The organism is Pseudomonas sp. XP1, from assembly GCF_053557675.1.
Map to the genome: position 1 here is coordinate 24641 of NZ_JBNRIJ010000046.1, position 1792 is coordinate 26432.

The 1792-nt window shown below is 66.4% G+C and carries 2 protein-coding genes; both read right to left on the minus strand.

The features are described from left to right. Window positions 1-554, minus strand: a 554-nt coding sequence (locus ACK1U9_RS24010; RefSeq protein ID WP_449110228.1) for a DinB family protein, incomplete at its 3' end; no start/stop codon positions are given. 14 nt (window positions 555-568) lie between these two features. After that, window positions 569-1675: a cell division protein ZapE gene (zapE, locus tag ACK1U9_RS24015; protein ID WP_449110229.1), complete on the minus strand. Its 1107-nt coding sequence runs from the start codon at window positions 1673-1675 to the stop codon at window positions 569-571. Window positions 1676-1792 lie beyond the last annotated feature (117 nt).

The window sequence follows — 1792 nt, forward strand, 5'->3', positions numbered from 1 at the left end:
CAGCCCAGCTCGGCAAAGTCCGCCGCCCGCAACCCCGCCTCTTCCTCGCAGAAAAACTCATCCAGCTGCGGCGGCCTCACTGCCGTGTCACTGAGCATCGCATGCACCTGCCCACGGTGATGCACCTGGTGCTCGAAAAGGTGCGCCAACAACCGCAGCCGTTGCTCGCGCTGTACTCGCTCAGGGCGCACGATGCTCACATAGCGCCCCAGCTCACTATCGCGCAGGCCCCGGCAATAGGCGATCAGCCGGTGATCGGCCTGGGCCTGTTCGGCATGCAGGTCGGTGCACGTGGCAAATGGCTGCTCCGGGTCGAAGAAACGCTCGCCGTCGGCGTCGGGCTGTTCGCCACGCTGCTCGCACTCGAGCATGTGCAGGTAGAACCAGTCCACTGTCAGCAGATGGTTCAGTGTGGCCTTGATCGACGGGAAGAAGCTGCAGCGTGGGGCGACGAATTCGTCCTGGGTCAGTTGCAGGCAGGCCTTGTACAGACGGTGGTTGGCCCAGCCATTGTTGTAGGCCTGGGTCAGCAGATGATGCGACAGCGGCTCCATGGTTCGGCTCCTTTTCAGGCGAAGCGTTGCAGTTGCATCTCCCGTAGCCGGCTCAGGGTCCGTTGGTACGGGAACGCCAGATACCCTTGAGTGTAGAGCGCATCCAGCGGCACCTGTGCCTCCAGGTACAACGCCACCCGGCGGTCGTAGCATTCGTCGACCAGGGCAATGAAGCGGCGCACTGCGTCGTCCTTGGGCGACAGCGCCGGCAGCTCGCGATCACCCGCCACCACCCGCGCCGCCGCATCCTCGGTGCCCCGGGCAATGCGGCCGGCCCGCTGTTCACCCCCCAGCGCCGGAATGTCCGACACCAGGATGGCCGGGAACCGGTCGCACAGGGCCATGAACTCCATGGCCGCCAGTGGCTGTTCGCACAGGTCGGTGAAGCGGCACCAGATGGCCTGCGCGCTGCGCCGCACCACCTGCACCTGCCGGGAGCCGATCGCCAAGGGCTGATCGTGACCTGCATCGCCGGGGCTGAGCTGGCGGAACACCTCGGCTAGCTGGCTGGCCTGGCCCGCTTTCTCCACCCAGTAACGCTGGCGCTCGACGCCGGGGTGCAGGCGATGGTCCTGCTCGCCGGCTACCGGCAGTACCTGCATGTGCCGCTGGATGGCGGCGATGGCCGGCAGGAAACGCTCGCGGTTGAAGCCGTCGCGGTAGAGCTGCTCGGGTGGCTGGTTGGAGGTGGCGACGATCACCACGCCTTGGTCGAACAGCACCTGGAAAAGGCGGCCGAGGATGATCGCGTCACCGATGTCGTTGACGAACAGCTCGTCGAAGCACAGCACGCGAATCTGCCCGGCCAGTTCCCCAGCCAGCGCCAGCAGCGGGTCGGCGGTGCCGTTGAGCTGGAACAGCCGCTGGTGGACCCAGGCCATGAAGTGATGGAAATGCTGACGCCGGCTGGGTACCCGCAGGCAGCGGCGGAACTGGTCCATCAGCCAGGTCTTGCCGCGCCCGACCGGGCCCCAGAGGTAGATGCCCTGGGTGGACCAGCCTTGTTCGACAGCCTGGAAACAGGCTTGCAAGGCCTCGACGGCGCGGGCCTGGGCGGGGTCGGCGACATAGCCCTGGGTGGTCAGGGCCTGCTGGTAGAGGGAATGGGGATCGATAGCCATGCGGCATTCTACACATACCTTGTGGGAGCGGCCTTGTGTCGCGAAAGGGCCGCGCAGCGGCCCCGGCAATCTTCGCCGTGACGCGAAAATCCCGGGGCCGCTCTGCGGCCCTTTCGC

Excerpts from the sequence above, each read along its gene's own strand:
- zapE (WP_449110229.1), bottom strand. The coding sequence starts at position 1,675 with ATGGCTATCGATCCCCATTCCCTCTACCAGCAGGCCCTGACCACCCAG.